The 5,857-nt window shown below is 76.3% G+C and carries 5 protein-coding genes; 3 read left to right on the top strand and 2 right to left on the bottom strand.

The features are described from left to right. Positions 1 to 246 precede the first annotated feature (246 nt). The 3 genes from EBM89_RS19115 to EBM89_RS22500 are packed head-to-tail and all read left to right on the top strand — an operon-like array spanning position 247 to position 3,441. Positions 247 to 651, top strand: coding sequence for a hypothetical protein (locus EBM89_RS19115; RefSeq protein ID WP_122151196.1), 405 nt, complete (start codon positions 247 to 249; stop codon positions 649 to 651). Continuing rightward, a complete protein-coding gene (locus tag EBM89_RS19110) occupies positions 651 to 1,946 on the top strand; it encodes a S8 family peptidase (protein ID WP_122151195.1) in 1,296 nt (431 codons plus the stop codon). Before EBM89_RS19115 ends, EBM89_RS19110 begins: the two co-directional genes overlap by 1 nt. Further along, positions 1,939 to 3,441 (top strand): hypothetical protein, encoded by a 1,503-nt coding sequence (locus EBM89_RS22500; protein WP_147463630.1) that lies wholly within the window; start codon positions 1,939 to 1,941, stop codon positions 3,439 to 3,441. Before EBM89_RS19110 ends, EBM89_RS22500 begins: the two co-directional genes overlap by 8 nt. 117 nt (positions 3,442 to 3,558) lie before the next feature. Here the strand turns inward: EBM89_RS22500 and EBM89_RS19100 are convergent, their stop codons facing one another. Together EBM89_RS19100 and EBM89_RS21515 are read right to left on the bottom strand one after the other, a co-directional pair. Next, positions 3,559 to 4,899: a double zinc ribbon and FHA domain-containing protein gene (locus tag EBM89_RS19100; protein WP_147463629.1), complete on the bottom strand. Its 1,341-nt coding sequence runs from the start codon at positions 4,897 to 4,899 to the stop codon at positions 3,559 to 3,561. A 64-nt stretch (positions 4,900 to 4,963) separates the two neighbouring features. After that, positions 4,964 to 5,857, bottom strand: an 894-nt coding sequence (locus EBM89_RS21515) for a hypothetical protein (RefSeq protein WP_199732201.1), incomplete at its 5' end; no start/stop codon positions are given.

Here is a 5,857-nt window from a genome sequence, read left to right as displayed (position 1 = left end):
GCTGACCGACATGAAGGCGCTGCTCGCCGACGTGGGCCGGGCCGTGTCGACCTCTGGTGAGGACTACCAGTCCACCGAGCGGTCCAACGCCGCGCGCTGGTGAACCACCCACCCCGGGCGCTGCCCGGGGTGCACAGCACGACCCGCGCGGTCGCGCCCCCTCGCTCGCAGGTGAGGACGGGCGCGACCGCGCGGTCATCGCGTCGCAGGGGGCGACGCGTCACGAACTCACGCGGAGGACAGCACGTGGCTGCGGACGTCGATCTGAAGTACGACCTGATTGGCGGCAGCGTGAAGCGGCTGCTCAAGCTCCACGACGTCGTGGAGCAGATGCAGCGCACCGTGGGGGCGCTGCGCGACCGGCAGACCTCCGCCGTGTGGCCGAACGTCGAGGGGCTGTCCGCGTTCGCCACCCGCTACCGCGTGGCGATCAACGTCGCCGAGGACGACCTCGCCAGCCTGCGCCAAGAGCTCGCGGAAGCGAGCCAGGCGCTAGCCGCCAGCCTCCGCGCCTTCGAGCAGCGCGATGCCGCCGAGGCCGACCGGATGCGTACCCTCCTGGCGGCTCTGGACTCCGCCGGCACGATCACCCCCGCACCCTCGGCACCGTCGGTGGGGCGGACCGCGACCACGACCCGCGGTTCCTACTGATGCGTCGAACGCTCACCGTCGCCGCGACGGCGGCGATGCTGCTGACGACGGTCGCTGGTCCCTCCGCGGCCGCCACGTCGGACGACGGCCTCTGGTACTACACCGCGACCGGCCTGGACGCGATCCACCAGCGCACGACCGGCGAGGGCATCACGATCGCGGTCCTGGACGACCCGGTGAACCCCGACGCGCCCGATCTCCTCGGTACGAGCGTCCAGGTCAAGCAGCCGAGCTACTGCGCCACCGAGACGCAGGGACCGGCCGTTCCCGCCCCGACCAGCGGGCCGCTGTCCCGTCACGGCACGCACATGGCGGCGATGCTCGTCGGGACCGGTGCGGGGCTCGACGGCGAGCCCGGCGTGCGCGGCATAGCCCCTGGGACCACGGTCATCAGCTACACGATCCGCTCGGTCTCCGACTCGGTCTCGTGCCTCAACCCCGCGGGAGTCGCCTCGGACGACCAGGCGTTCCGCGACGCGATCGCCGACGGCGCAGACATCATCAACGTCTCCGGCGCCCTGTCCACCCTCAGTGAGGAGGCCTTCTCGGAGGCCATCCGCGCCGGAGTCATCGTGGTCGGGGCCGCCGGGAACAACGGAGGTCGCGTCGTCGGGGCACCCGCCGAGTTCAACGGTGCCGTCGCCGTCGGGACCGTCACCGCGGACCGCACCCTCGACGAGGGCAGCCCCAGCGGCCCCGAGATGGGCGTCGTCGCGCCCGGCACCGACATCCGCTGCATGGATGAGACCTTCACCATCTACGGGCGCTGCACCGGCTCGTCGGACGCCGCCGTCTACACGTCCGGTGTGCTCGCCCTGCTCTGGTCGTTGCACCCGGACGCCACCGCCAACCAGGTCCTCCAGGCACTCGTCCACACGACCGACGGCGAGCTACGGGACGAACCCGTGCACGACGACGCGTGGGGCTACGGCACGGTGAACGCGCGCCTGCTCGTGGACGCCGACCCCTCGTCGTACCCGGATGTCAGCCCGTTCATCCGCGAGGACCCCGACGCGACCCCTCCTGCGAGCGCGCTGACCTCGGCTGCCGAGGCGCCCGCCGAGGAGGACACAGGGACAGCCCCGGTGGAGCCTCCGACAACCACGGCGCCCGCCGAGGAGCCGACCGGCACCGCTTGGCCCGTCGTGGTCGGGGCCGGAGGAGTCGCGGCTCTCGTCATCGCGGGTGTCGTCACCGCGGTCGTGCTCAACCGACGTCGCCGCGACCGGGCGTCCTCGCACCCGCAACCGCACGAACCGTCCTACTCCAACCAGCACGGGGGACATCATGGGTAAGAGAGCCGATGAGCTCGGGCTCACGCTCGACGCCGACATGGATGCGATGCGCCTGACGGGGCGGGGTCTCGGTGAGTCGGCTGCCGAGGCCCGGAGCGCCCACGCAGCCCTCACCGAGATCCCGGAGACGCTCGGCCTGGGCGGGCTCAGCGGCGACGCCGCGACGTCCCGCCTCCTGGATATCGCGCGGAAGATCGACGCGGTCGGCACCAACCTGATGCGACTGGAGGCGGCCGCCAAGGAGGCCCAGGGAGCCGTGAAGAGCGCCCAGAGCGACTTCCACGCGCTCCCGGACGGCGCGCTGACCTTCGCCGAGCGCGCAGCCATCACCGCGGGCGGAACCATCCTGATGCCCGGCATCGGCACCGTCGCCGCGGACAAGGCTGGGAGCATCTGGTCCAACCAGCGCGAGCAGGCACGCGAGCGCGCGGCAGAACAGGCGCTCAGCAGGCTCGCGAGCCTGGTCGAGGGCATCGACGTTCCGCGCGCCAGTGCGCGCGACGGCTACTCGTCCGACTCGATCGACACCACTGAGCAGCCCAGCGGTCAGCCGGACGTGTCCCGGTCGGCCGAACCGCGGGGGTACTCCCCCACCGTCGGTGGCACCGGCTCCGGTACCCGATCCGTCGGGACGATCGGCACCGGCACGCCCGGTGTCGGCACCTCGTGGCAGCCCCCGGTGTCCAGCGGCCTCGACACCGGACTCGGTGGCGGCTCGACGGGCGGCAGCGGCGGCTCGGGTTCCGGGAGCACCGGCGGCGGGAGCATCGGCGGCGGTACCGGTGGCGGGGCGGGCTCCGGCGCGGGCAACGGCTCGGGCATCGGTGGCGGCGTCGTCCCCGGCTCGGGTGACGGCTCGTCGTCGGACGGCCTGGTCGGTGGCACCGTCCCCGGCGGCACGGGCGCGGGCGGCGGCTTCCTGGGCGGCCCCGGCGGTTCGGGCAGCGGCGCGTCCGGTTCCGGTTCGCTCGGTGGCGTCGGCGCGGGCGGTCTGGCCGGTGGCCTCACCGTCGGCGGAGCGGCGCTCGGCGCTGCGGGTCTGAACCGTCTCGCGGGCGGGTCCGCGGGTGCCGGTGGCCTCGGCGGCGCCGGTGGCTTCGGCGGTGGCTCGTTCGGCGGCGGGACCTTCGCTGCCGGTGGCGGGTACGGCGCGGGTGCCTCCGGTGCGGGTGGCGCCCAGCTCGGCACGTCCGGCTCCGCGCTGTCCGGCTCGACGTCGGGCCTCGGCCAGGGCTCGCAGACCGGTGCCGCCGGTGCGGGTGCCTCGGGTGCCCGCTCGGGCGGCGGCATGATGGGCGGCCCGATGGGCGGCGGTGGCGCGGGCGCGTCGAAGGACGCGAAGCGCCGGGCCTCCGGCGGGCTGCTGGCCCCGGACATCGACGTCGAGGACGGCGTGCGGCGTCACGACCTCGGCGCCGGCGCAGGAGCGGGCGGGCGCGACGCGCTGCCCACCCCGACGACAGCACCTGAGACGACGACCGACGACGAGTGGTGACCGGCCTGGCTCACGTGGTCTGAGACGCCGACGGCGCCCCTCCCCCTCTGGGGGTGGGGCGCCGTTCGCGTCCCCCGGGGCGCTCGCTGGACGTGCCGCGCAGTGCCCCGACGAGCCTCAGCCCCGCGCCCCCGGCGCGTCGATCCGCACGCCACGGTCCCCGACCTGGATGGTCGCCCCCGACGGCACCGGCACCCGCTGGTCGGCGGGCACGGGCACGACCCGCCCCCCGGGCAGCCGCAGCGTCGTCCCGTTGCCGGACCCGGCGTCGGACACCCAGAACGTCCCGCCCTCGATCCCGAACCGCGCGTGGGTGCGCGAGACGCTGCGCTCGGGGTCGTCGACGACGATGACGTGGTCGCACCGCTCCCCGGGGACGGGTCGGGGTGCGCGGCCGATGAGCCCGGGCCCGGTGACGGACATGACCTGCCCGGTGTCGAGGGTGACGAGGTAGGGCGCGGGCTGCTCCTGGTGGGCGGCGGCCGGGGTGGGTGCGGGCTGCTCGGGGCGCTCCTGCGCGGGGACGACGGGGCGGACGCCGGTCCAGCCGTCGCCCGCGGGCGCACCGGTGTGTCCGGTGGGTGCCGCCTGCTCGGCCTCGCGGACGGCTCGCCTGCTCGTCGGCGGTGCGGGCGGGGTCGTCGGGGCCGACGGGACCGGCGGCACAACCGGTGCGGGGCTGGGCACCGCGGGCCCGGTAGGGACGCTGGGAGCGGCCTGGTGCGGCACCCCGGCGGGCACGGTCGGCGGCGTCACCGGGGCGACGGCGGCCGCCACCGGGACCTCCCGGGGGGCCACTCCCTGCGCGGCCTCCTCGGCGGCGTCCAGCGCGGCCTCGACGGCGCGCTCGTGCGCCCGGACGTCCACGACGACGGCTCGCCCGACGCGGTCGTGCCACGCCTGCGCCCGGCCGCTGCGGTCGAACGCCCCGGAGGCCACGACGACCCACTGCCCGAGCCCGGCGGCGGCGTGCCCGGCGGCGAGCACGAGGCCGCGCAGGGCGGCGCGGGCGGGTCCGACGGAGTAGGGGGTCTCCTCACGGGCGGTGCGCAGCCCGAGGAGGGTGTTGCCGAGAGTGCGCCCGGTGTGGGCCTCCCAGACGACGAGGCCGACGGCGAGCTCGACGACCACGAGCGCGACGAGGAGCACGGACCCGGTCCAGGCGAGCAGTCCCCCGGCGACGAGGCCGACGGCGACGGCGTCCACCGCGTAGGCCGCGACGCGGCGTCCGGTCCCGGCGGGGGCGGCGTCGCCGAAGGCGGGGTGCAGCACGGCGGGTCGGGGTTCGCGGGTGGCGGCGTCGGCGCGCGCACGGCCCTGGACGCCCTCGACGACGGTGACGGTCGCGTCGGCCTGCACGGGCTGCCCGCAGGCGGTGCAGAACCGGGCGTCGGCGCGCACGGGGCGACGGCAGCTCGCGCACTCGCGCACGGCGAGGCCCGGTGCGGCCGTGCTCATCGTCTGCTCCACGTGCTGCCCCCTGTCGTCCGCGTCATCCTGCCACCGCCGTCCCGGCCGGGTGTCACGACGTCATCCGCCGCAGCGTCTCGATCATGTCGGCCGCGACGAGCGCGGCGGGCAGCGCGAGCACGACGCCGAGCCCTTCGAAGGCGTCCCCGAACCGGGACGCGACGACGGAGGACCACCCGCGGCCGAGCGCGACGCTGATGGTCGCGGCGAGCAGGGCGAGCAGCACGCACCCGACGGCGACGAGCGCGGCGTCCACGCCGAGCAGCGGACCGGCGAGGACGGCGAGCTCGACCAGCACGACGGCGGCGGCGATGCGCGGCGCCCAGCGCGCGACGTCGCCGCGGGAGGTGCGGGGCTGCAGGCTGAGGACGAGCACGAGCCCGGCGACGAGCGCGACGGCGCCCCAGCCGCGCACGGTGTCCCCGAGGGCGTCGGCGAGCAGCACCGGCACGAGCAGCGGCGGGAGGGCGCAGACGAGCAGGGTGGCGGCGTCGGCGCGGCGCTCGGCGGCGCCGACGGTGCGGTTGACCTGCCGCTCGTTGACCCGGCCGAGGCCGCGGGGCCGGGGGCCGCGCACGGACGGCGCGGTGCGGGCGACGTGCGCGAGGTCGACGAGCTGCTCGTCGGGAACGGACAGCGTCCACACGGGCAGCAGCCGCAGGGCGAACGGCACGAGGCCGAGCAGGACGGCGGCGCCGACGACGCCCGGGAGCCCGGCGAGCAGGACGGCGAGCTGGACACCGGCCGTGACGCCGACGGCGGTGAGCAGCACGGCGGCGAGGTCCTCGTCCCTCCGGGCGGCGCGCGTGGCGACGTAGCGGACGGCGGCGGCACCGGTCGCGGCGACGAGGCCTGCGACGACCGCGAGCCGCCGGTCCGCCGCACCGGCGGGGTCGACGGCGGCGACGCCCGCGGCGAGACCGAGCAGCGGGGCGACGAGGGTGGC

Origin of the sequence: Cellulomonas triticagri, assembly GCF_003696205.1 — a bacterium.
Classification (GTDB): Bacteria; Actinomycetota; Actinomycetes; order Actinomycetales; family Cellulomonadaceae; genus Cellulomonas; species Cellulomonas triticagri.
Note: the sequence above shows the minus strand (reverse complement) of the source record. Positions and strands in the feature narration are given on the sequence as shown.